17 protein-coding genes are annotated in these 23,026 nt (G+C 69.4%); 3 read left to right on the forward strand and 14 right to left on the reverse strand.

Features of this window, described 5'->3' with window-relative positions:
* Positions 1–20: 20 nt before the first annotated feature.
* From ACQGNW_RS04790 to ACQGNW_RS04830, 9 genes are all read right to left on the reverse strand, one after another.
* Complete coding sequence (locus tag ACQGNW_RS04790) at positions 21–728, reverse strand: HAD family hydrolase (RefSeq protein ID WP_426661975.1); 708 nt, start codon at positions 726–728, stop codon at positions 21–23.
* On the reverse strand, positions 722–2,125 hold the full coding sequence (zwf, locus tag ACQGNW_RS04795; protein ID WP_426661976.1) for a glucose-6-phosphate dehydrogenase: 1,404 nt from the start codon (positions 2,123–2,125) through the stop codon (positions 722–724). The genes ACQGNW_RS04790 and zwf overlap by 7 nt, the downstream gene beginning before the upstream one ends.
* Positions 2,126–2,282: 157 nt before the next feature.
* Positions 2,283–2,516 (reverse strand): hypothetical protein, encoded by a 234-nt coding sequence (locus tag ACQGNW_RS04800; protein WP_426661977.1) that lies wholly within the window; start codon positions 2,514–2,516, stop codon positions 2,283–2,285.
* Positions 2,517–2,660: 144 nt separating this feature from the next.
* Complete coding sequence (locus ACQGNW_RS04805; protein ID WP_426661978.1) at positions 2,661–3,005, reverse strand: TfoX/Sxy family protein; 345 nt, start codon at positions 3,003–3,005, stop codon at positions 2,661–2,663.
* A gap of 34 nt (positions 3,006–3,039) precedes the next feature.
* The gene (locus tag ACQGNW_RS04810; RefSeq protein ID WP_426661979.1) at positions 3,040–3,468 is read right to left on the reverse strand and encodes a hypothetical protein; all 429 of its coding nucleotides are present in this window, start codon (positions 3,466–3,468) and stop codon (positions 3,040–3,042) included.
* A 108-nt stretch (positions 3,469–3,576) separates the two neighbouring features.
* Complete coding sequence (locus tag ACQGNW_RS04815) at positions 3,577–4,041, reverse strand: cupin domain-containing protein (RefSeq protein WP_426661980.1); 465 nt, start codon at positions 4,039–4,041, stop codon at positions 3,577–3,579.
* 40 nt (positions 4,042–4,081) lie between these two features.
* The gene (locus tag ACQGNW_RS04820; protein WP_426661981.1) at positions 4,082–4,492 is read right to left on the reverse strand and encodes a GFA family protein; all 411 of its coding nucleotides are present in this window, start codon (positions 4,490–4,492) and stop codon (positions 4,082–4,084) included.
* A 73-nt stretch (positions 4,493–4,565) separates the two neighbouring features.
* Entirely contained in the window at positions 4,566–4,793 is a 228-nt protein-coding gene (locus ACQGNW_RS04825) for a hypothetical protein (RefSeq protein ID WP_426661982.1), read from the reverse strand.
* Positions 4,794–5,117: 324 nt separating this feature from the next.
* The gene (locus tag ACQGNW_RS04830) at positions 5,118–5,510 is read right to left on the reverse strand and encodes a GFA family protein (protein ID WP_426661983.1); all 393 of its coding nucleotides are present in this window, start codon (positions 5,508–5,510) and stop codon (positions 5,118–5,120) included.
* Between the two features lie 396 nt (positions 5,511–5,906).
* On the opposite strand from ACQGNW_RS04830, the gene ACQGNW_RS04835 reads away from it, so the two are divergent.
* Positions 5,907–6,251, forward strand: coding sequence for a 5-carboxymethyl-2-hydroxymuconate Delta-isomerase (locus ACQGNW_RS04835; RefSeq protein WP_426661984.1), 345 nt, complete (start codon positions 5,907–5,909; stop codon positions 6,249–6,251).
* A gap of 434 nt (positions 6,252–6,685) precedes the next feature.
* On the opposite strand, the gene ACQGNW_RS04840 is transcribed toward ACQGNW_RS04835, so the two are convergent.
* From ACQGNW_RS04840 to ACQGNW_RS04850, 3 genes are all read right to left on the reverse strand, one after another.
* Positions 6,686–7,087 (reverse strand): DUF2251 domain-containing protein, encoded by a 402-nt coding sequence (locus tag ACQGNW_RS04840; RefSeq protein WP_426661985.1) that lies wholly within the window; start codon positions 7,085–7,087, stop codon positions 6,686–6,688.
* Between the two features lie 68 nt (positions 7,088–7,155).
* A complete protein-coding gene (locus tag ACQGNW_RS04845) occupies positions 7,156–7,803 on the reverse strand; it encodes a hypothetical protein (protein ID WP_426661986.1) in 648 nt (215 codons plus the stop codon).
* 960 nt (positions 7,804–8,763) lie between these two features.
* Complete coding sequence (locus ACQGNW_RS04850; protein WP_426661987.1) at positions 8,764–9,255, reverse strand: hypothetical protein; 492 nt, start codon at positions 9,253–9,255, stop codon at positions 8,764–8,766.
* A 938-nt stretch (positions 9,256–10,193) separates the two neighbouring features.
* Here ACQGNW_RS04850 and ACQGNW_RS04855 point away from each other — a divergent pair.
* Positions 10,194–11,207, forward strand: a complete 1,014-nt coding sequence (locus ACQGNW_RS04855; protein ID WP_426661988.1) for an integron integrase — start codon at positions 10,194–10,196, stop codon at positions 11,205–11,207.
* Positions 11,208–11,220: 13 nt separating this feature from the next.
* Here ACQGNW_RS04855 and ACQGNW_RS04860 read toward each other — a convergent pair whose 3' ends face one another.
* Positions 11,221–19,818 (reverse strand): glycoside hydrolase family 94 protein, encoded by an 8,598-nt coding sequence (locus tag ACQGNW_RS04860; protein ID WP_426661989.1) that lies wholly within the window; start codon positions 19,816–19,818, stop codon positions 11,221–11,223.
* Between the two features lie 155 nt (positions 19,819–19,973).
* Between ACQGNW_RS04860 and ACQGNW_RS04865 the strand changes: the two genes are divergently transcribed.
* Positions 19,974–20,423, forward strand: coding sequence for a GNAT family N-acetyltransferase (locus tag ACQGNW_RS04865; RefSeq protein ID WP_426661990.1), 450 nt, complete (start codon positions 19,974–19,976; stop codon positions 20,421–20,423).
* On the opposite strand, the gene ACQGNW_RS04870 is transcribed toward ACQGNW_RS04865, so the two are convergent.
* On the reverse strand, positions 20,424–22,907 hold the full coding sequence (locus ACQGNW_RS04870) for a sensor domain-containing protein (protein WP_426661991.1): 2,484 nt from the start codon (positions 22,905–22,907) through the stop codon (positions 20,424–20,426).
* Positions 22,908–23,026: the final 119 nt, after the last annotated feature.

Genomic DNA, 23,026 nt, shown 5'->3' on the forward strand with positions numbered 1-23,026 from the left:
GGTTCGTCGGGGGGATTCGGTCAGGCCGTGGCGGCGTTCGCCGCGTCCGGCAGGAAGTCTTCAAGCTTACGCTGTTGCAGCGCGCGGATGTGCGGGATCGCGAGGTCCGGCGCGGGCTCGATGCGCTGCTCCGCCGCGGTCGCGGCGTAATGGCCCTGGCGCACCCACACGGTGGTGAGGCGCGCGCCCAGCTGGCGCTTCATCGCGGCCAGCAGGTCGGGCTTGTCGTCCACCATCACGTAGTGGGCGGCGGGATAGCGCGCCTGCATGGCGTCCAGCATGTGCTGCTTGTGCAGGTAGACCAGCACGTCGCCCTGCAGCGCCTGCCACAGGCCGGCGCGACGGATCTTGCGCGGCTGGAACACCACGTCGCCGTCGGAGAGGATCACCGGCCGGCCCAGCGTGCGCAGATGGGCGACGGTTTCCAGCGCCTCGGGAAACAGCCGCAGCTCGAACGGGTAGTCCAGCACGAAGCCCGACATCGCGAGCAGCGCGGGGTGGTTGTCCAGTCCGCGGCGGAAGCGCTGCAGCGCGTCGAGGTAGTCGGCGTAGCCCCGCTCGTCGCGCAGCTCGGCGTAGATCGCCCAGTAGCGGTCGCGCTCGGCGGCGCCGAAGTTGCGCTCCAGCTCGGCGCCTAGGTCGGCGGCGAAGCGGTCGTTGTCGAGCAGGGTATCGTCCACGTCCAGCAGGAACACCAGCGGCTCGGGGGCGACGGTGTCGATCAGCATGGCTGCGTGGCCTCCGGCTGCGGGTCGTGCCAGCCTTCGTCACCGGCCAGCGCGGCCGCCTCGGGCGGACCCCAGCTGCCGGGCTCGTACAGGTGCACCGCGTCCTTGTGGTCGAGTACGTGGTCCACCACGCGCCACGCCGCCTCCATGCAGGCGTCGCTGGTGAACAGCGAATTGTCGCCGCGCAGCGCGTCGCCCAGCAGGCGTTCGTAGGGCGACATCTCCACGCCGCTGTGGTGATGGACGATCAGCTCCACCGGCTCGCCCTGCATCGCCTCGCCGGCACGCTTCACCCGCATGCCCTCGGCGAGCACCACCTGCGGGCTGAGCCGGAAGCGGAAGTAGTTCGATTGCGGCGCGCCGATCGCGTCGAACACCGACAGCGGCGGCGCCTTCATGTCCACCATCACCTGGGTGGTGGTGAGCGGCAGCTTCTTGCCGGCACGGATCAGGAACGGCACGCCCGACCAGCGCCAGGTGTCGATGGCCAGGCGCAGCGCCACGAACGTCTCCACGTCGGAATCCGCGGCCACGCCGGATACCTCGCGGTAGCCCCTGAACTGGCCGCGCACCACGTCCGCCGGCGCCAGCGGGCGCATCGCGCGGAACAGCCGCAGCTTCTCGGCGTTGAGCGCGGCGGGGTCGCTGCCGATCGGCGCGTCCATCGCCAGCAGCGAGGTCACCTGCAGCAGGTGGTTCTGCAGCACGTCGCGGATCGCGCCCACGCCCTCGTAGAAGCTGCCGCGGCCATCGACGCCGAACTGCTCGGCCATGGTGATCTGCACGCGGTCGACGTAGCGGTTGTTCCACACCGGCTCCAGCACGCTGTTCGCGAAGCGGAAGTACAGCAGGTTCTGCACCGCCTCCTTGCCGAGGTAGTGGTCGATGCGGAAGACCGACGACTCGGGGAACACCGCATGCAGCGTGCGGTTCAGCGCCTGCGCCGAGGCGAGGTCGCGGCCGAACGGTTTCTCCACCACCACGCGCGCGCCGTCCGCGCAGCCGGCCGCCTTGAGGCCGTTCACCACCGTGCCGAACAGCGAGGGCGGGATCGCGAGGTAGTGCAGCGGCGCCTGCGCGCCGCCCAGCGCCTGTCTCAGCTGCGCGAAGGTGGCGGCGTCGTTGTAGTCGCCGTCCACGTACTGCAGCAGCGCGGACAGCTTCGCGAAGGCTCCCTCGTCCACGCCCTTGCCGGCCTTCTGCGCCGCCTCCGCCACGCTGTCGCGCGCGCGCTGGCGCAGTTGCTCCAGCGACCAGCCGGCATGCGCCACGCCGATCACTGGCATGTCCAGCCCGTCGCGCGCCACCATCGCCAGCAGGGCGGGGAAGATCTGCTTGTAGGCCAGGTCGCCGGTGGCGCCGAAAAACACCAGGGCGTCGGAAGCGGGGGTCGTCATGAGCCGGGGTCTGCTCCGTGTCGGATGGATGCGTCGCAGGCGACGCGCGGTGGAGGCGCTGCGCCCGCACGATGTTGCGGACGCGTGTCGATGCACCGCCCAGCTTGCCGGGCCGGGGGTGAAGCTCGCGCATAATCCATGCTACGGGAACATGCCGCTAGGCACCGAGCAGGAAGGAGCCGGCGAGCACCGCGATCGCCAGCAGCAACAGCACGGACAGCCGGCGCAGCCAGCGCCAGTAGGCGGCCGGCTCGCGCGAGCGCAGGACGCGGCCCTGGTTCGTCGGCATCGCGCCGGAGAGCAGCGCGTAGGCAAGCAGCGTCGCCAGCACGAGCACCGCCGCGGCGAGCGGCCAGTCGTGCCGCAGGTGGAGAAGAAAGCGGGTTGGCACCGGATCACTCCTTGCGTGCATGGGCGCGACGGCGTTGAACGGCGTGCCCGGAACCGGGCCCGGCGGCATCGTGCGAGGTGTCCGCCCACACCGGGCGGAGTGCGCCGGAGCGTCCGTCCGTACGAAGGATCGGCCGCACAACGATCACCGGCCGCGACGGCGCGGCGCGGCCGCCTTGCGGGGCCGGGGAACCGGCATGAGCTCGGCCGTCGCCAGCACGAGCCGGCGGATCGTGTCCGAGTCGTCCAGCAGTTCGTCGGCGACCGGATAATCCCTGGCGCCGGGATAGGGCGGACGCTGCGGCAGCCCGGGCGCGAGGCTGGCCGCCGCGTCGGACGGCTTGACGAACAGGCTGTTGTCGCAGGCGAAGGCGACCACCTTGCCGTCGACGTACAGCGCGTACTCGCCGAACATCTTCTTGTGGGTGAGCCGCTCGCCCAGCGCGACCTGTTCCGCCACGTAATCGATGAAGTCCTGGTCGGTAGCCATGGGTTCGCCCGCCATCCGGTGTCCAGCGGCATTCTCACTGCGCGCGGCGCCACCGCCAAGCGGCCAGCGCGACCGCGCCGGCCATGAGCGGCGGCGCCAGTGCGACCTCCAGCGCGCCGAGCTGCCACGTCCAGTTCGCGAGCCAGCTGTCGTTGGACGCGAACGGATGCGGGCGCTGCAGCGCATACGGCAGCGCGGCAGACAGCGCGGACGCGAGCAGCAGGGGGCGGGCGAGCCTGGCCGCGGCGAACCGCGACGCAAGCGCGGACGGCAGCGCCGCCAGCGCGGCGGCGGCGACGAGCGACAGGTGTTCGATCCCCAATGCGCCATGCTCCGCGGCGAGGCCCCAGCACGGCAGCGGGTTGAACGGGCTGGACGACCACCCGAGGACCGTCAGCAGGAGCGGATAGCCCGCCGCGCAGGCGAGGGCGGCCGTGGTCGACGCCGACTTGCCGCTGCGCATCGCGTCTGGCATCGGCCACCGCGTGCGGGCGTTTCCGCCCGCCGCCTGCACGGCGCTGGCGTGCGCGATGCGCGGGGGCGTGCCGGTGTCCGGCCCGCCGCCACCGCGCTACGCATACGGACTCGTCGCCGGCTCGCCCGCGCCGTTTGTCCAGATGTCGTCCGGCAGCGAACGGTCGCGGTGGCAGATGCGGTCGTGGTCCGGGTAGGTGATCCGGTCGACCGCTGCCCGTGTGCCGACGACCAGGCAGCGCGTCACGCCGCGGCTGCGGTTTTCCAGGCAATGGCCGACCGGCTCGCCGGCGCGAAACGTCGCGGCGTCTCCCGGTCGCAACAGCGTCTGCGTGTCGCCTTCGAGCAGGGTGATCTCGCCTTCCAGGACGTAGACCATCTCGTCCTCGGCGCTGTGCCAGTGCTTGATCGACGAGCGCGAGCCCGGCTGCAGGATCTCGATGAAGGCGCCGAACTGCGTAAGGCCGCCCGCCTCGCTTATCCAGAGCGTGCGGTCCGGCTCGCCCGTGCCGTCGACCGGGCCCTGCTCGGCGAAGAAACGGTCGGGAGTCATTGCGGTCATGGTGCTGCCTCGCGGAATGTCATGGTCATCGCTGCCGGCCTCATGGTGTGTGTTCGACCTCGTCCGGCATGCGGACCCAGGAGTGCATGCGTTCCTCGTACACCGAGACGGTGGGGGCGGGGAACGCCGGGTCCGCGAAGGCGCCGACGGGTATCGCGATGGTGTCGGCGCTGTCGCCGGTGTAGTACACGGTGGCGCCGCATGCCGGACAAAAACCGAACGTGGTCCGGCCGCCCTCGTCGCCGACCCGGACGTACTCCGCGCGGTTGCCGACGATGGCGACCGCCGCGCGCGGAAAGCGCGCCTGCATCCCGAAGACGCTGCCCGTGCGGCGCTGGCACGCCAGACAATGGCAGACGCTTGTGCGCACGGGCTCGCCGGACACGCGCGCCCGCAGCTGGCCGCAGCTGCAGGAAGCCAGGCGTGGAGCGGGGGAATCCGCGGCACTCATGTCGGCGGCACCTGACGCCTGGGCCGGTCGGCGGCGAGGCCGCCCGTGTTGAACGAAGCCTCGTGCGGAACCATCAGCGCGCACCGCCGCTGGTTTTCGATGCCACCCAGTTGAGCACCATGAGCGCCGGCGCCACGAACGGAAAGATGCCGTACAGCGTATCGCTCACCGAGTGCGAATGGCGATCCACGGCAAGGAACACGTTCACGCAAAAGGCGGCGGCGAGGAGAACCAGGCCGTTGCCCTGCCACGAAACGGGACGGTACACCCAGCCCCAGGAAGCAAACCAGCGACGTTGCATGTTTCCTCCGGACACTGCGGGGTGGTGGTCAGCGGCATGGCATCTGGATGCAGCGGCGCGCATCCGGCTCCTTCGGCCCGCGGCGCCGGGCAGGTTCGCGACCGAACCCGTCACCCGAGGGGCTACGTCTTTCCGGCGCAGGTCGACCGAGCCGGGCCGACGACTCTTCCAGCCTGCGAGGCCGCTGCGAACGATGGCCTCGCGATCCGCGGGCGCCACGCGCCCACCCCGAGGCCGACTACGCGACCGCAACCAGTTCACCCGCCCGGCTGCAACCGCCACGACACCTCGGGCCGGTCGTACGAGGTGTCCACACATGAATGGTCAGGCCGCACCCGCAGCCCGCGCCTGCATGAGCTGCTGGGCAGCGGCCTCCCAGTTTTGTCCGTCAAACGGGTGAATCTTGAGACTGGACAGGTCGATGTCCTCGACGCACCGCAGATTCACGACCCATCTGGCCGGTGCGATTCGAGGGTGGCTGAAGGGGCTGACACCGCAACTTCGGCAGAAGTAGTGCTTGGCCGTCATGGTGCCGAACTGGTACAGGCCGAGATCGGCCTCACCGGACAGGATGCGGAAGTGCGCATCGTCGGTTCCGTGCCAGAGCGCGCCTTTCATGCGGCAGATGGAACAATTGCACTCGATGGCAGCGCTCACGTCGCCGTCAAACTCGAAGGTGACACGTCCACAGTGACACGAACCTTTGTGCTTTTGCATGGCAAGCGTCCTCACGTGCGGCTTGACGCTGGAGGCAAGCGACGCGCGTCAGCGCGTCCGCCTGGACGAAGGGTTCTACCACGTTTCCGGTGCACTCATCGGAACGGACGAAGCCACCGGGACGCCGTGCCCTCGGCCACCCGCACGCAGGCCTCGGGGCCCGGCGTGCACGGCGAGGCTTGATCAGCCGAGCCTCTCGCTGCACCGGTAAGCCATTCGAAAGTGTCGCCCTCGAATTACTCGCTTTTTCTCGCACGCCGGGAAGCCTAGGATCGGCAGGCAAGGGGCTTCATTGCCAGGGTCGCCACGGACGGAAGCCTCCCCATGCCGGCCGGGCACGCGTCAATCGTGCCGCGTGAAGCGACCTCCCTCCCCAGCTCAGGATGACGAGAAGCCATGCCGCACTTCGTGGTCGATTGCTCGCAGGGGATACTGCGCCAGCGCAGCGAGGAAGAGATCCTCCTGCGCCTGCACCGCGCCGTGAACGCCACGGGGCTGTTCAAGGAGCCCGACATCAAGGTACGGGTGCACCCGTTCGGGGTCTACGCCGTCGGCGGTGGAAAGGACGACTTCATCCACGTGTTCTCGCACATCATGGGAGGGCGAACCGTCGAACAGCGGGCCGATCTCTCCAGGCGGATCGTCAGCGAGCTGGCGGACATGTTTCCTGGCGTTGGCCGGATCGCCGCGAACGTCGCGGAGTTCGAGAAGGCGACATACTGCAACCGGGACATGTTGTAGGCCCAAATCGCCCTCGCCGATGCCTGCCTGCAGGTGGCCTGCCGTGCTCGTCTGGGCATCGCGGTCCTGCGGCAGCAGGGTCGACTACGGCGATCCAGCCACGAGAAGTCTCAAGGCATGCCGGCGTTCACCCCACGCAGGAAGCCGATGACCCGCTCTCCGGTAAGCCGCTTCTTCACGTCCAATCTCCCTCGGTTGGGAATTGACCTCCAAACCAACGTGCTACTCAAAAGTTGGGGCGTCAGGTCGGCAGCATCGGCCCCACAAGACCGTTTACGGAAATGCAGTCTGGCGTCCGTTGAAACCGCATCGCATTGACAGCTTCACGCGCAATCGGAAGACAACACGATAACCGGCAATGGCCCGAAAGCCCGGGGCAAAAGCATCATGCGCCCGGGGTTGATCGGAAGTCTCTTACGGAGTGGTTAGGACTCTCACGCGAATAGCTTAGATGCGGAATCGTCCCAGTCATGGCCCTGCCAGCCGCTACTCGCAGACGGCGGTGGGAAGCCCGTGCGGCAGTACCCGCGCTTGGCGGAGAAATCAAAGATGGCGTGGGCGTAGTCATTGATGAGCAGCACTGCCTTTTGGTTGTCGGAAGACCAGCCGAGCTCAACAATGGATGGAAGATGCTTGTCGGTGACGTTTGCAACGTTGTAGATATGCATGGCGTCTTGGATGGGGTGGCCAGATTGAGACCGATCAAGCGCATAAAAGTAGCCTGTGTCTCCGTCGTCTTCGAAGACAACTACAAAGGGGCCATCTAGGGCGGCGCCCTCAACAAACTGATCTGTGCCGACGGTGATCTCTTGCTTCGCTACGACGTTAACCGGCATGAGAGTCCTAACGCTTGAGTTGAGCGGCGGCGTAGCCGTCCGCCTCGAACGAGTGGTTAGGGCGCAGGCTACTCAAGGGTGGAGCCAACATCAACGACCACATTGGATACTATCACTTTATTCATGTAAGTCGATCCGTAGATTCGAAATGTCTTGGGGAATGGACCGACTTTGTTCTCTCCGACAACCGCCTCAAAACAGGATGGTAGCTTTAAACTCGACTTTGGACAGTCTATGGCCCTGGTTGAGGCAACTTTATCCAACTTTAGCCATTTGAGATCACCGCGACTTTTTGAACAAAGCCCAGTGCAGCTATAGCCGAAGCTCTGCTTGGCAAATGGTCCGTTGCCTGAGATGGCATCGACATACCAAGCAATTTCTAGTGCCGACTGCGAATCTGGGGCAGGAAAGTACTTCCTCGTCGAGGTTACAGAGGCGCATATTTTTCCTGACTCGTCGTAGCTCCATTTCCCCGGGGGCCGATAGATATCACCCGCCACCCCATATCGCCTTTGAGCCGATACGGTTTCAACGTCGCCTTTCTCGTCAAACCCGATGGTGACCCAATCTGCACCACACATGCCAAATTGCGAGCCAGTCACCGTTGCGTGGCTGTAGAAACGAACTGGCTCCAAAATTCCTTCAAAGCGTGGACGATCAACATCTATCATCGCTGAGCCAGACTCGCCGAGAAGTTTTTGAGCAAGCTGCCGCATGGGCATAGTTCGCGCCTGCTCTGCGGTTGTTCTAGCCGCGGAAATTGACGGCAGGAATACAAAAACAGCGAGGAACAAGAATCTCGAACTAGCCATCACCTTTCACCTGCTCCCTAACGCCGGAGTTAAGCGGCGCGCGTTACGCGCGTCCGCTTGAATGAGTGGTTAGGCGCGCCCACTGCGACGCCTGCCAATACGCACGATGCGATAGAGCTTGAGCAGGCTAGCCTCGAGCACGAGAACCATTGTGAAGGCTGCAAGGAGGCACGCCAACCACAGCGTGCCCATAAGAAGCTGGTACGACCACGTTTGGGCATACAAGTCTCCGTAAGGTGGGCCAGCAAGGAATGCAGCCGTGCGTAGGTAGCACCACGGCAGAAACCAGGCGAGCAAAGCACCTAGCTGCAGCACGCATGCCTTTTTGAACCATCCTTTGCCAGGAAACATACCTTGCGCCTAACGCTCAAGCTAAGAGGCCTGCGCGGCCGAAGTGTGTGATCGCGCGAGCAGCTTACACCGCGCAGGTCCGCTTGAGTGCATAGTTAGGCGCTTGTGGCCGCGAACTTTGAAGCAAGCAAAACGGGAACGTTGTAACCCCAGGTTGGAATTGTGAGCGAATCCGCGCGCAATGGAAGGTTGCCAAATTGCAACGAAGCTTTGCCGAGCACGCTGCCACCTGAACAAGTGATGGCCTTGATATGTGCGAACCCAAGGGAATAGATGCCGAGCCCGGATAGTTGAGGAGCAAGTGGCGGCTTATCGCCATGCCATGCGACTACGCCTGCAATGAAGGACCTTGATTGCACTTTGCCGCGCCGAATGCATTGGCCGACGACGCAACCTGCGCCAAATGTCCCGTCGGGTAACGATATTGACCAAAAATGGCCGCGCTCTAAGAAGCTCGTTGACCTCGGAACGAATGGTGCTTCCGGCTTTGGTGGCATAAGCCTAACGCTTGAGTTAAGCGGCGGCGGAGCCGTCCGCCTTGAACGAATGGTTAGGGCGCCGTGCGACGAGCCAAAAAGCGGTAGCAGAAGCCGCACCGCAAGCACCGAAGAACGCTACCGATTCTAGGTATTGCAGCCATCCCGCAAAAGTAGGTGTGCCGTTGACCAGGGTGGCGATGCCATCAAAGCTTGCGGACGCACCCTTGGGATACTGAAGCGGCCAAGTAAATATGGCAATTGGAGCCGCACCCAAGACGAAACCACTAGCGATAGTGGACCACCAGCGAACTGCGTTGCGCCAACGAAGCAAAAGGTAGGCCGGGATGCCTAGCGCTAGTACGAAGGCAGCCGAGATTAGCGCGCAAAGAATCAAGAAGTGTCCGGTGCGGATCCAAATGTATGGATCGTCCGGTTTGAATATTGCGAATTGCCCCCATAGATACCAACCGGCCATGAGACCGACGGGCACTAAGATCGCAGTGAGGAATGCGACGGTAAGCTTCATGAGCCCTAACGCTGGAGTTAAGCGGCGCGCGTCAGCGTGTCCGCCTTGAACAAGTTGTTAGGCAGCATCGGCGCATCGCGCGAGCTTGCCGGCTTTGTGTGACCAAAAGACTATGGAGAGAATTGCCGCGGTAGAGGCGAGTAACACGGCTAATTTTACCAAGTGAGATGTGCCGAGGGAGTCGCGAAAAAGAAGAGCCGCAATGGCGACACCTAAACCCACAATGGCCGGCCAATATTTGAGGGTGGGCAGCGCGCTTACAGCAGCACAATTCGGACAGCTAACCTCGCCGCGAGGATGTGCAGGAGTCGCGCGCAACTGGTGGTCGGGAATGTGGGAGCGACAACTCGGGCAGATGAGTTTCATGTTTGGTGCCTAACGCTGGAGTTAAGCGGCGGCGAAGCCGTCCGCCTTGAACGAACTGTTAGCTGCATACAAGTTTGATATATGGCAACGTAAGTATGCGTAGAACACCAGTCAGAAGATATAGCGCCAGGAGAAAGAGCGCCGTTGCAAATGCGACAAGAAGAAATGGTGGATGTGGATGATATGGGATAACGAAGTTACATGCGACGCCCAGCATAGATATGGCTACCAGGACAGTGACACATTCCCATGTTCGCGGAGCAAATACCTCATCCCCACAACGAAAGCAACGAGTTGACCACCTTGGAATTTTATACATTCTTGGGAGTACGCATAGACTCAGAAAGGAGATTGGAATCTTTGCCTTGCAGAACGGGCAGGCTTTCAATGTGACGGCCTCTTTCACAGCTAACTACATTTCTGCCCCACATCGGGGGCGGTAACAGGATCGTGGCGGGCTGCCTCGGCACTGTCAATCGGCGAATCCCTACGCTGCATCAATCACTTGCCTGCTGGTTTGGTGCCGCGGCCGGACGCAGCCTCGCGGTGTTATCCGGCATCCCGGGGGCGGTATGCGTTATCAGGGACAAAGTGGTGTGGTAATCGGACAGAAGGGGCCCGCGACGTCAGCGCCGCCGCGTCTGCTGGATCAGGTGCGGGCCTGCTGCCGGGTGCGGCATTACAGCCAGCGTACCGAGCGGGCCTACGTGGGCTGGATCCGGCGTTACATCCTGGCCAACGGCAAGCGGCATCCGCGCGACATGGGCGGTATCGAGGTGACGGCGTTCCTCACCGCGCTGGCCACCGAGGGGGAGGTGGCGGCCAGCACGCAGAATCAGGCGCTGGCGGCGTTGTTGTTCCTGTATCGCGTGGTGCTGGAGGTGGAATTGCCATGGCTGGACGACGTGGTGCGCGCCAAGCGCCCGCGCCGGGTGCCGGTGGTATTGGCACCCGACGAGGTGCGCCAGTTGCTGTGCATGCTGCAAGGCACGCATTGGCTGATGGGCGCCTTGCTGTACGGCACCGGCATGCGGCTGATGGAATGCCTGCGATTGCGCGCGAAGGACGTGGATTTCGTGCGCAACGAGATCGTGGTGCGCGACGGCAAGGGCGGCAAGGATCGCCATGTGCCGCTGCCGCAGACGCTGCGCGAGGCCTTGCAGCGGCAGCTGGAGCATGCCCGCCTGCTGCACGGGCGCGACCTGGCCGCGGGCCATGGCGAGGCGCGCTTGCCGCATGCGCTTGCCTGCAAGTATCCGCAGGCGGGGCGCGAATGGGGCTGGCAGTTCGTGTTTCCTTCGGCCGCGTTGTCGCGCGATCCGCTGGACGGCACCTTGCGCAGGCACCATCTGGACGAGGCCGGCCTGCAGCGCGCGATCAAGCGGGCGCGGCACGCGGCGGGCATCGTGAAACCGGCCACCTGCCACACCTTGCGCCACAGTTTTGCCACGCATCTCCTGGAGGCAGGGCATGACTTGCGGACCATCCAGGAACTGTTGGGCCACAAGGACGTGGCGACCACGCAGATTTACACGCACGTGCTCAACCGCGGCAGGCACGGCGTACTGAGTCCGCTGGATCGTTGAGCGTCCGCAATGGTTACCCCAACCGCGGACGCTCGACCTCGGCCCGATGCTCCACGCCGTCGTCATGCAGCGGAATGCCGCCGTCCGCCTGCGGCACACCGTCCAGCCGCACGCTGCCTTCCATGCCGGCATCGCATTGCCGCACATGGATGCGGTAGAGCGTGCCGCGATGGCGGTAGTCCAGTTCGAAGCCGTCCCATTCCGGCGGCAGCAGCGGCGCGAGGCGCAGCGTGCCCGCTTCGAGGCGCAGGCCGAGCAGCGATTCGACCAGCAGCCGGTACAGCCAGCCGGCGGAGCCGGTGTACCAGCTCCAGCCGCCGCGGCCGGTGTGCGGCGGCACCGCGTAGATATCGGCGCAGACCACGTAGGGTTCCACCTTGTAGGTCTCGATCGCGGCGGCATCCTCGCCGCGGCGGGTGGGCGCGATCATGCGCGCCAGTTCCCAGGCGCGCGCGGCGTCGCCCAGCCTGGCGAAGGCCATCGCCGCCCAGACCGCGGCGTGGGTGTACTGGCCGCCGTTCTCGCGCACGCCGGGCAGGTAGCCCTTGATGTAGCCGGGGTCGAGCGCCGACTTGTCGAACGGTGGGTCGAGCAGTTGCACCAGGCCGGCCTCGCGGCGCACCAGGTGCCGGTCCAGCGCCTCCATCGCCTGGCGCTGGCGTGCGGGTTCGCCGGCGCCGCTCAGCACCGACCAGCTCTGCGCGATGGAGTCGATGCGGCACTCCGCGTTGGCGGCGGAGCCCAGCGGCGTGCCGTCGTCGAACCAGGCGCGGCGGTACCAGGCGCCGTCCCAGGCGTGGCGTTCCAGCGCCGCGCGCAGCGTGGCGATTTCGCTGCTGCAGCGCTCGGCGAAATCGGCGTCGCCGCGCAGCGCGGCGACTTCGGCGAAGTCCGCCAGCACCGCGCATTCGAACCAGCCCAGCCACACGCTTTCGCCGATGCCGCGCTCGCCCACGCGGTTCATGCCGTCGTTCCAGTCGCCGCTGCCGATCAGCGGCAGGCCGCGCGGGCCGCGCTGGGCGAGGCCGTGCTCGATCGCGCGCACGCAGTGCCGGTACAGCGGCTCGGCCAGCGGCGAGTGCTGCGGCAGGTCGTACCAGGACTCCTCGTCGGCGTGCAGCGCGCGGCCCTCGATGTAGCCGACGGTTTCGTCGAGCACCGCGTGGTCGCCGGTGGCCAGCGCGTAGCGCGCGGCGGCCAGCGGCAGCCAGAGGAAATCGTCGGAGCAGCGCGTGCGCACGCCGCGGTCCTGCGGCGGATGCCACCAGTGCTGCACGTCGCCCTCGGGGAACTGGTGCGCGGCGCACAGCAGCAGCTGGGCGCGTGCCAGTTCCGGCGCGGCGTGCAGCAGCGCCATCGAATCCTGCAGCTGGTCGCGGAAGCCGAACGCGCCGCCGCTCTGGTAGTAGCCGCTGCGCGCCCACAGCCGGCAGGCCAGCGCCTGGTAGGGCAGCCAGCCGTTGGCGAGCACGTCGAGCATGGGCTCGGGCGTGCGCACCTGCACCGCGCCGAGGATGCGTTCCCATTGCGCGTGCACCCGTTCCAGCGCCTCCAGCGCCGCCGCGCTGCCGCGGAAGCGTTGCGCCAGCGCGGCGGCGTCCGCGGCGTCGTGACCGGCGCCGAGGCGCACCGCGAGCGTGCGCTCCTCGCCGTCGCCCAGCGCCAGCCTGCCCTGCAGCGCGCCGCAGGGGTCCAGCCCCGCGCCCAGCCGGCCGGAGAGCTGCGCGCGGCCCAGCGCAGCAGGCGCGGCGAGGCTGCCGTTGCGGCCGATGAACTCGCCGCGGTCGCCGCTGCAGCTGCGCTCGGCGGCGTCCATGTCGAGGAACGCCGCCCGGCCGGGGAACTCGGCGTTGTACGCGTTGCGCGCGAGCAGCGCGCCGCTGCGCGGTTCCGGCTCGGTAACCACGTGCATCGCGCACTTCTCGCGCAGGTCGCCGAGCAGCCATTCCACGCAGGCGGTGAGCGACAGCCGGCGCGCGCGGCCGGAGTCGTTGCGCAGCCTGAGCAGGAAGAACTTCACCGGCGCGTCCACCGCCACGTACACGGTGAGCTCCGAGCGGATGCCGTCCTCCGCGTGCTCGAACACGCTGTAGCCGAAGCCGTGGCGCGTGACGTAGCGGCCGCTGCCGCGGCACGGCAGCGGGGTGGGCGACCAGTAGCGGCCGCTGTCCTCGTCGCGCAGGTACAGCGCCTCGCCGCCGCCGTCGCCCACCGGGTCGTTGTGCCAGGGCGTGAGGCGGAACTCGTGCGCGTTCTCGCTCCAGGTGCAGGCGCTGCCGCTCTCGGAGATGACCGTGCCGAAGCGCGGGTTTGCCAGCACGTTCGCCCACGGCGCGGGCGTGGGCTGGCCGGGGTCGAGCACGATGAGGTACTCGCGGCCGTCCGCGGCGAAACGGCCCGGGGGCGCCGGCGGCGCGGCGGCCGCGGGTGGCGTGGCCGGTGCGCCGCGCCGCACCCACTCCGGCACCGGCGGCGGCAGCGTGGGTTCCACCCGGCGGCGCTGCACCTGCTCGGCGAGGTTGCCGCGGTGGTCGGCCAGCACGATGCGCGCGGCGGCCAGCATCACCAGCCGGTCTTCGCCGGACAGCGGCTGCGCGGCGCGCACGACGATGCCGCCGGGGCGGTCGAGCAGGGCCGCCTCGCTGCCCGAGGAGATCAGGCCCAGGATCGCGTCGTGCAGCTCCTGGCGGTAGCCGGCGCGGTCCTCGTTCCAGATCACCAGGTCCACCGCCAGCCCCTTCAGCCGCCAGTACGCGTGCGCCTGCAGCAGCTGGCGCACCAGCTCGATGCGCGCGATGTCGGCGATGCCGAGCAGCACGATCGGCAGGTCGCCGGACACGCCCTGGCCCCACAGCCCGGGCTGGCCGCGGCGGTTCGCCGCCAGCGTGCCGCTGTCCGCGCGCAGCGCGGCGTTGGGGTAGAGCAGCGCGGTGGCCATGTGCTCGTACAGCTGCGCCTCGGCGAGGCTGGCGTTGAGCTGGCGCAGCAGCACCTGGCTGTGCGTCCAGGCCAGGTCGAACACGCGGTCGGCAAGGTGGCGGTCGCGGTACTTGCCGATCAGCCGCAGGCAGGCCTCGCGGCTGTCGGCGAGGCCGGTGACCACGTCCAGCGTGGCCGACTGCTCGGGCTCCAGCGCGATGCGCACGCGGATCGCGACGACCGGGTCGAGCACCGCGCCGGCGCTGCCGGAGAGCGCCTCCTGCTCCATCGCCAGCGGTCGCGCCGGTTCGCGGCCGCGGCCGAGGAAGCGCGCGCGGTCGGTCTCGTAGGAGATCGCCGCCACGTCGGCGCCGTGCACCGCCAGCAGGTGGCACAGCCACGGCACCGCCTCGGCGGTGGCGCGCGGCCGGCGGCTGCACACGATGGCCTGCAGCTCGGGCAGCAGTTCGGTCTGCACGAACAGCTTGCCGAATGCGGGGTGCAGCGCGTCGGCCACGGGCGGCGCCAGCACCACCTCGGCGTAGGTGGTCAGCTCGATCGTGCGGCGCGTGCGGCCACGGTTGGTGAGGCGGGTGCGGCGCAGCTCGATGTCGTCCTCGGGCGACACCACGATCTCGGTGTGCGCGTCGAAGTCGCGCTCGCGCACGCGGAACTCGGCACGGGCGTCGGAGAAGATCGCCTCGTACAGCTCGGTCTTGCGGCACACCGGCTGGTGCGCCACCGACCAGTACGCGCCGCTGGCCACGTCGCGCAGGTAGCCGAACATGCCCCAGTGGTCGCGGACGGCGTCCTCGCGCCAGCGCGTCACCGCCAGCTCGCGGCAGCGGCTGTAGCCGCCGCCCGCGCCGGACACCATCACGTGGTAGCGGCCGTTGGACAGCAGCTGCACCGGCGGACGCGGGCGGTCGGGGTCGATGAACACGCGCAGCCGCGCCTCGGTGGTGCGCTGGCCCTCGGCCAGCTCGGGGAAGCCGGTGGCGTGCAGGTATTCCGCCGCGGTGCGCGGCACGCGCTCCTGCAGCAGCAGGCTGGTGGCGCGGAACTGCGGGTCGGCCAGGAAGCGGCGCTGCATCGGCTGGCCGAGCAGCGCGTGGTCCAGCGCCAGCAGGCCCATGCCTTGGTGGTGCGCCATGAACGAGCGCACCACCACGCTGTCCGCGCCGCGCGGCAACCGCGCCGGCGTGCAGTCCAGCGCCTCGTACAGGCCGTAGCGGCCGGCCAGGCCGCGCGCGGCGAGCTGCTGCAGGTTCCGCGCGGCGGCGGCGGGCGCCACCATCGCCGCCAGCATGCTGGCGTAGGGCGCGATCACCACGTCGTCGCCCAGCCCGCGCTTCAGCCCCAGCCCCGGCACACCGAACGCGCGGTACTGGTAGTTGAGGTGGGCGTCGAACGCGTTGTAGCCGGACTCGGACACGCCCCACGGCAGGTCGAGCCGGCGGCCGTAGTCGATCTGCCGCGCCACCGCGGCGCGGCAGCTCTGGTCGAGCAGGCTGCCCTCGTAGCCGGGCATCACCAGCGCGGGCATCAGGTACTCGAACATCGAGCCGGTCCACGACAGCAGCACCGGCTCGCCGTCGCTGGTGGCGAGCAGGCGGCCCAGCGCGAACCAGTTGTCCTGCGGCAGCTGGCCCTGCGCGATCGCCACGAAGCTGGCCAGTCGCGCCTCGGAAGCGAGCAGGTCGTAGTAGCCGCCGTCGAGCCGGCGTTCGTCCACGTTGTAGCCGATCGCCAGCAGGTCGCGCGCGCCGTCGTACAGGAAGCGCCAGTCCATCTGCGCCAGCGCGGCGGCCTGCTGCGCCAGCTGCTCGATGTACGCGATGCGCTCGCGCGCCTGCTCGCGGCGCTGCTCGGCGCGAGCCGTGCCCGGCCAGCACAGCGGCTCGATGCGGGCGAGCTGGCGCAGGCTGGGGATGCCGCGGAAGCCGCCGTCGTCGTCCGCCGGCGGGTCGAGGTGGAACGCCTGCGTCTCGTCGCGCAGCTCGCGGCACTGCGCCTGCAGCCGGGCGAGCCAGAACGCGGCCTCGTCGTCCCCGGGCGGCGCCAGCGCCAGCGCGTGGCCGAGCTGGCGTTCGAGCACGGCCAGCGCGGCGCCGGTGGTGGCGGGCGGCGCGGCCAGCGCGGCGTCCAGCTCGCGCAGCGGCGCGGCGGCGACGTCGCCCTGCGGCCACGCCGCCTGCAGCACGCGCCAGCCGTCGCGCAGGCCGCGCAGCGCGGCGTCGCGGAACACCGGCTCGTTGACCAGTTCGAGCAGGCCGGGGCGCAGGGTGAGCAGGTGGCCGGCGAGGTTGCCGCTGTCCACCGCCGACACGTACAGCGGCGGCAGCGGCTGCAGGCTGCGCGTGTCGTACCAGTTGTACCAGTGGCCGCGGTGGCGCGGCAGCGACTGCAGCGTGTCCAGCGTGCGCGCACTGCGCTCCAGCAGGCGTCCGGTGCCCAGCCAGCCGAAATCGTGCGCGGCGAGGTTCGCCAGCAGCGCCAGCCCGATGTTGGTGGGTGAGGTGCGATCGGCGACCGCCGCCACCGGCTGCTCCTGCACGTTGTCCGGCGGCAGCCAGTGGTGCCCGGCGTCCGCCTCGGCCTCGAAGAACGCCCAGGTCCTGCGCGCGAGCTGGCGCAGGAACTGCCGCTGCGCGGCGTTCGGCGCGGCGGTGCGCGCGCGTCGCGGCAGGCCGATCCACCAGGCGAGCGAGGGCGCGGCCAGCCACAGCAGCAGCAGCGGCGCGGCGGCCGGCAGGGCGGCGGGCCGTTCCGCGAGCAGCAGCGCGCCCAGCGCCACCGCGAGGTACGGCGCGATCCACAGCAGCCGCCACAGCGCTCCCGGCGTGTGGCGGCTGGCGCGCGCCACTTCCGCGGAGCTGCGCCACTGCAGCAGGTGGCGACGGCTCACCGCCATGCGCCACAGCGTGCGCAGGACCGCGTCCAGGCTGTACAGCGCCTCGTGCGGCAGCCAAGCGAGATGCAGCGCGATGCGGCCGAGGTGCTGGCCGGCGGCGACGGACGCCGCGCGCAGGTGCTGGTCGAGCTGCACGTCGCGCGGCTTCTGCACCAGTTCCAGCAGCGCCGACAGCAGCGGCGGCACCAGCACCATCGCCAGCACCGCCAGCGTCCACGACAGCACCGGCGCCAGCGCCAGCCAGCCCAGCGCGAGCAGCGCCAGCAGCGCGGCGGGCACCAGGCTGCGGCGCAGGTTGTCGAGGATCTTCCAGCGCGACAGGGCGCTGAGCGCGTTGCGCCGCCAGCGTCCGTTCGCGGCAGGCGCCCACGGCAGCAGCCAGGGCAGCAGTTGCCAGTCGCCGCGGATCCAGCGGTGCCGACGCTGCACGTCGTCCTGGTAGCGTGCGGGATGCTCCTCGTACAGCTGCACGTCGCTGAGCAGGGCGGAGCGCGCGTGGCAGCCCTCGATCAGGTCGTGGCTGAGGATGCGGCTGTCGGGGAAGCGCTCGTCCAGCGCGGCCTCGAACGCGTCGATGTCGTAGATGCCCTTGCCGATGAACGAGCCTTCGCCGAACACGTCCTGGTACACGTCCGAGACCATGCGCGTGTACGGGTCGATGCCGGCGTCGCTGCCGAACAGCCGCGCGTAGCGCGAACGCGCGGTGCTGGGCAGGCTGATCCCCACGCGCGGCTGCAGGATGCCGTGGCCGCGGGTGACGCAGCCCTTGCGCGGGTCGTAGTGCGGGCGGTTGAGCGGGTGGTCCAGCGTGCCCACGAACTGCGCGGCGGCGTCGCGCGGCAGCTGGGTGTCGGTGTCCAGCGTGATCACGTAGCGCACCGGCGGCAGCGCGGCGAGGTCGCCGACGACCAGCCGGAAGCGCCCCGCACCCTGGCCGCGCAGGATCGCGTTGAGGTCGGCAAGCTTGCCGCGCTTGCGTTCGCGGCCCATCCAGCGGCGCTCGCCCGCGTTCCAGCGGCGCGGCCGGTGCAGCAGGAAGAAACGGTCGTCGCCGGCCTCGGCGTGGCGCTCATTGAGCGCCTCGATGCGCAGCCGCGCCAGTCGCAGCAGCGCGTCGTCGCCGGGCAGGGTCTCCGTGTCGGCGTCGGCGAAATCGGTGAGCAGGGCGAAGTGCAGGCGCTCGTCGCGGTTGCCGAGGAAGCGCACCTCGAGCGCCTCGACCAGCGCCTCCACGTCGTGCGCGTCGCCGATCAGGCAGGGAATCGCCACCAGCGTGCGCGCCTCGGCGGGAATGCCGTCGGCGTAGTCCATCCGCGGCAGGCGCTTCGGACGCAGGCTCAGCGTGGCCAGCCAGTTGAGCAGGCTCAGCGCCAGCTGGCTGGCCACCAGCACGGCGGGCAGGGCGACCACGAGCAGTGCCCACAGCGGAAAGCCGTCGTGCGCCACCGCGACCAGCAGCGGCTGCACGAACGCTGCCGTGAGTACGGCCAGCAATCCCAGGTAGATCGGCAGCGGCGCGCGGTCGAACTGCCGGCGCAGCCGTTCGCCGAGCGGCGCGCGCACGCCCAGCGCCCGTTCCAGCGCGGGCCGGCCCGCGGCGATCAGCCAGTGGCCGGCATGGCGCTGCAGCGCCGGCGCGTCGTCGTCGACGGCGCGGCGGCACAGCGCGATCGCGGCTGCCGCCACCGCGCGTTCGTCCAGCCGGTGCCGGCGCGCCAGCTGTTCCACCGCGTGGCGGTAGTCGTCGCGGGTGGCGAAGTCCATCGCCGCGTAGACGCCCGCGGGATCCTGCCGCAGCGTGCGCTCGACCAGGCTGGTGTGCTCGACGAAGGCGCGCCAGTCGATCGCCGACAGCGCGCGCAGGCTGCCGATGCTGTTGCCGATCGACACCTGGTTCGCCGCCTGCTGCTGCGCCTCCAGCTGCACCAGGTGCTCCACGCTGAGGCCGGACTGCGCGAGGCGCTGCTCGATCCAGCCCAGCGGCAGCGCCAGCGCCGGGCCCTGGCCCTGCAGCCGGCGCGACAGCTCGGCCACGAATGGCCCGCTCATCGGCGGCCTGGCGCGCGCCATGTCGGCCACCACCAGCACCACGTCGGCGGGGTCGCGCTCGGCGGCGGCGGTGAGGCGGTCGGCCCAGCCCGCGGCCGTGCCGCGGTCGCGCCAGTCGGCGATCACCCTCGCGGCGACGCGGCGCAGGTTCTCGATCAGCGCCAGCCGCAGCATGATCGGGATCGCCCACAGCTCGCCCAGCTGCAGCGGCGCCACCGTCTGGTAGGCGTTGACGAAGCGGCGCAGGCCCGCGATGTCGACGCGGCCGTCGCCGTGCGCGATCACCTCCTGCGCGATGTCGTACACGCGCGGCAGCCCGGCCGACGGCCCGTGCGCGAGGCGCGGCAGTTCGCGGCTGTAGCCCTTGGGCAGGTGGCGGCGGGCGAGGCGCACCTGTTCCTCGACCAGGTAGAAGTTGTCCAGCAGCCATTCGCCCGCGGGCGTGACGCCGCGGCCCTGGCGCGTGGCGGGGGTTAGCCGCTCGCAGGCGTGGATCAGCACCGCCTCGTTGTCGGCCAGCCGCGCCAGCAGCAGGTCGGCGTGGCGGCGCGGGCTGAGCCGGTGCTGCGCGGCCAGCGTGCGGCCGTGGCGCTCCATCTGCTCGGTGCTGAGCAGCTCCGCGCGCAGCGCCGGCTCCGGCTCGCGCCGCGCACGCCGCGCGGCGCGCCAGCGGCGGAACGCGCGCAGGCGGCGCAGCCGCAGCAGGTCGGGAAGTTTGCCGATGTTCAAGGCCGGTTTTCCTGCAGCTCGGTGCGATGGGGCCGTCGCGGCCGGATCGCCGGGATCGCATCGACGCGCGTCGATGCCCGATCGACCTTACCCGGCCGGACGTGAAGGCGGCGCGCGCTACGATGGGCGCCCCACTCCTGCCGGAAGCACCGAACATGACGCTGTCGATCCGTCCCGCCACCGGGGCCGACGTCCCCGCGCTGTGCGCCTGGAACCTGGCGATGGCGCGTGAGACTGAAGGCCTGGAGCTCGACCCGGCGACGCTGGAGCGCGGCGTGCGCGGCGTGTTCGAGCAGCCGCAGCGCGGCCTCTATCTCGTTGCCGAACGCGAGGGCGCGGCGGTGGGCGGGCTGCTGGTCACCTACGAGTGGAGCGACTGGCGCAACGGCGACTACTGGTGGATCCAGAGCGTGTACGTGGTGCCGGAAGCGCGCCGCGGCGGCGTGTTCCGCGCGCTCTACGACGAGGTGGCGCGGCGTGCCCGCGCCGCGCACGCGGCGAGCCTGCGGCTGTACGTGGAGGCGGACAACCGGCGCGCGCAGCAGACCTACGCCGGGCTGGGCATGCGTCCCAGCCACTACGCGATGTACGAGCAGGTGCTCTGATCAGGCCGCCGGCGCGCCCAGCCGCTGTTCGAGTTCCGCCGCGGGCATCGCTGCGCCGTAGTGGAAGCCCTGCAGCAGGGTGCAGCCGGCATCGCGCAGGAAGTCGGCCTGCGCGGCGGTCTCCACGCCCTCGGCGATCACCGTCTTGCCGAGGCTGCGCGCCATCGCGACGATCGCGCGGGTGATCGCCGCGGTGTCGGCGTCGGTGACCACGTCGTGCACGAAGCTGCGGTCGATCTTCAGCGTGTCGACCGGGAAGTGCTTGAGGTAGGACAGGCTGCAGTAGCCGGTGCCGAAGTCGTCCAGCGACAGCCGCACGCCGCGCTGGCGGATGCGCTGCAGCAACCGGGTGGTGGCGTCGCCGCCGGCCATCATCGTGCGTTCGGTGAGCTCCAGCTCAAGCTCGCCGTGGCCGACGCCGTGGGCACCCATCAGCGCATCGAGCCGGGCGAAGAAATGCTCGTGGCGGAACTGCAGTGGCGACACGTTCACCGAGATCGGTATCGCCTGCCGGCGCTGCCGCCACCGCCGCGACTGCATGCAGGCCTGGCGCAGCACCCACTCGCCGAGCTCGGCGATCAGGCCGCTGTCCTCGGCCACCGGGATGAACTGGTCCGGCACGAACACGTCGTGGCCGTCGACCTGCCAGCGCAGCAGCGCCTCGACGCCGACGACGCGGCCGCTGTGCGCGTCCACCATCGGCTGGTAGTGCAGCGCCAGCGCCTCGTGCGCCAGCGCGTCGCGCAGCGACTGCTCGATGTTGCGCAGCGTGGCGGCGCGCTCGCTCATCGCGGCGGTGTAGCGGCGCCAGCCGCCGCGGCCGGCCACCTTCGCCTCGTACATCGCGGTGCCCGCGTGGCGCAGCAGCGCGTCGGCGCCGCTCGCGTCGTCGGGGAACACGCTGATGCCGATGCTGGCGCCCACCTGCAGCGACGGCGCGCCGGGCAGCGCGATGCGCGCGCACCGGCGCAGCAGCCGCTCGGCCAGCACGGTGGCTTCGCAGGGTTCGTCCAGGCGCGGCAGCAGCAGCACGAACTCGTCGCCGTTGTAGCGGTACAGCGTGTCGTCCTCGCGCAGCGTCTCGCGCAGGCCCTGCGCCACTGCCTGCATCACCTGGTCGCCGCCCTCGTAGCCGAGCGCCTCGTTGATGCGGCGGAAATGGTCCATGTCCAGGTACAGCAGCGCGCAGCGGCGGTCGTGCAGGGCGGCCCGGTGCACGGCCTGCTCGATGCGCACCGGCAGCAGGCTGCGGTTGGGCAGGCCGGTCAGCGTGTCGTGCTGGGTGAGGTGGATCATCTTCAGCGCCAGCGTGCGGTTCTCGCTGACGTCGTGGCAGACCAGCACCCCGCCGATCACATTGCCGGCCAGGTCGTGGATCGGCGCGGCGGAGTCCTCGATCGGGGTCTCGAAGCCGTTGCGGTGGGCCAGCACCACCCTGCCGGAGAGGTTCACGATCGCGTTGCGGCGGATCGCCTCGCGCAGCGGGTTCTCCACCTCCGCGCCGCTGTCGGCGTCGCGCAGCCGGAACACCTCGTCCATGCGCCGGCCCTTCGCCTCGCTGGCGCTCCAGCCGGTCATTGCCTCGGCGATCGGGTTGAGCGAGGTCACGTGCAGGCCGGGATCGGTGGTGAGCACGGCGTCGCCGATCGAGCTGAGCGTGGCTTCGGCGAGCTGGCGTTCGCGCAGCAGCGTGTCCTCGAAGTGCCGCCGCTGGCTGATGTCCTGCACCTGGGTGACCACGTAGCGCAGCCGGCCGGCCTCGTTGCGCACCTGCGACACGCTGAGCTGCACGTGCACGGCGTGGCCGTCGCGATGCAGGTAGCGCTTCTCGGTGCGGTAGGCCTCGCGGCTGCCGTCGACCAGCTGGCGCGCCAGCGCCTCGCTGGCGGCGAGGTCGTCCGGGTGGGTGATGTCGCGCCAGTTGCGTGCGAGCAGCTCCGCGTCGGCGTAGCCGAGCATCGCGCACAGCGCGTCGTTGACGCGCATGAACTGGCCGTCCGGGTGGATCAGCGCCATGCCGATCGCGGCGTGCTGGAACGCCTGGAAGAAGCGCTGCTCGCTCTCGCGCAGCTGCAGTTCCAGCGCGTGCCGCTCGGTGATGTCGGTGAACACGGCGATGACGCCGCGCACGCCGCCGGCGGCATCGTGATCCGGCTGGAAATGCCCGTGCACGTAGCGGTGCGACTTGCCGCAGGCCAGCTCGCCCTCGTAATGCGTCGGCTGGCCGCCCAGCGCCTGGAGCAGCGCGGCGCGGGCGCCGAGGTAGCTCTGCACGTCCAGCGCCTCGCCCACGCGCCGGCCGACGAGTTGCGCGGGGTCGACGCCGAACCAGCGGCGATGGGTGTCGTTGACGAAGCGGAAGCACAGCTCGCCGTCGATGTAGGCGATCAGCGCCGGCGCGCCCTGCAGCACGTGGCCGGCCAGCTCCAGCGAAGCTGCGGAAGCGGGTCGATCGCTATCGGTGGACTGCACTGCCGTGGACATCGTTGCCGCCTGCACAGACCGGTTGCCGACCCGTCCAGCGCATCATGCGCCCGCCGGCCACCGGTTTGCACGGGCCGCTGTGTGAACGATTCGTGCAAGCGGCCTTTCGCGCCGAGGGA

It is taken from the genome of Rhodanobacter aciditrophus (assembly GCF_050026795.1).
Taxonomy (GTDB): domain Bacteria; phylum Pseudomonadota; class Gammaproteobacteria; order Xanthomonadales; family Rhodanobacteraceae; genus Rhodanobacter_A.